The sequence below is a fragment of the Psychromarinibacter sediminicola genome, from assembly GCF_029168335.1.
Lineage (GTDB): Bacteria > Pseudomonadota > Alphaproteobacteria > Rhodobacterales > Rhodobacteraceae > Psychromarinibacter > Psychromarinibacter sediminicola.
Genome location: NZ_JARGYC010000196.1, coordinates 1 through 1,177 on the forward strand (window position 1 = coordinate 1; position 1,177 = coordinate 1,177).

1 protein-coding gene is annotated in these 1,177 nt (G+C 64.7%); it reads right to left on the minus strand.

The window, feature by feature from the left end; genetic code table 11:
• Nucleotide 1: 1 nt before the first annotated feature.
• Nucleotides 2-1,177 (minus strand): elongation factor Tu (gene tuf, locus P1J78_RS24905; RefSeq protein ID WP_275570064.1); only part of this gene is annotated, 1,176 nt, incomplete at its 5' end.

Sequence of the window (1,177 nt, forward strand, 5' to 3'; positions counted from 1 at the left end):
CTTACTCGATGATCTCGGAGACGACGCCGGCGCCGACGGTGCGGCCGCCTTCGCGGATGGCGAAGCGCAGGCCCTGCTCCATCGCGATCGGCGCGATCAGCTCCACCGAGAACGACACGTTGTCGCCCGGCATCACCATCTCGGTGCCCTCGGCCAGCGTCACCGTCCCGGTCACGTCCGTCGTACGGAAGTAGAACTGGGGCCGATAGTTGGCGAAGAACGGCGTGTGGCGGCCACCCTCTTCCTTGGTCAGGATGTAGGCCTCGGCCTTGAACTTGGTGTGCGGCGTCACCGATTTCGGCTTGCACAGCACCTGGCCGCGCTCCACCCCGTCGCGGTCGATACCGCGCAGCAGCGCGCCGATGTTGTCGCCGGCCTCGCCGCGGTCCAAGAGCTTGCGGAACATCTCGACACCGGTGCAGGTCGTCTTCTTGGTGTCCTTGATGCCGACGATTTCAAGCTCGTCGCCCACGTTGATCACGCCCCGCTCGACCCGGCCGGTCACCACCGTGCCGCGGCCGGAAATCGAGAACACGTCCTCGATCGGCATCAGGAACGGCTGGTCGATGGCACGTTCCGGGGTCGGAATGTACTCGTCGCAGGCTGTCATCAATTCCTTGATTTTCTCTTCACCGATCTCCGGGTTCTCGCCGTTCATCGCCGCCAGCGCCGAGCCGGCCACGATCGGCACGTCGTCGCCCGGGAAGTCGTATTCGGACAGAAGTTCGCGCACCTCCATCTCGACGAGCTCCAGCAGCTCCTCGTCGTCCACCTGGTCGACCTTGTTCAGGAACACCACGATCGCCGGAACGCCCACCTGGCGCGCCAGCAGCAGGTGCTCGCGGGTCTGCGGCATCGGCCCGTCGGCGGCGTTCACCACCAGGATCGCGCCGTCCATCTGCGCCGCGCCGGTGATCATGTTCTTGACGTAGTCGGCATGGCCCGGGCAGTCGACATGGGCGTAGTGCCGCGCCTCGGTCTCGTATTCCACATGCGCCGTCGAGATCGTGATCCCGCGCGCCTTCTCTTCCGGCGCCCCGTCGATCTTGTCGTAGGCCTGGAAGTCGCCGAAATACTTCGTGATCGCCGCCGTCAGCGTCGTCTTGCCGTGGTCAACGTGACCGATCGTCCCGATGTTCACGTGCGGTTTGTTACGTTCGAACTTTGCCTTTGCCAT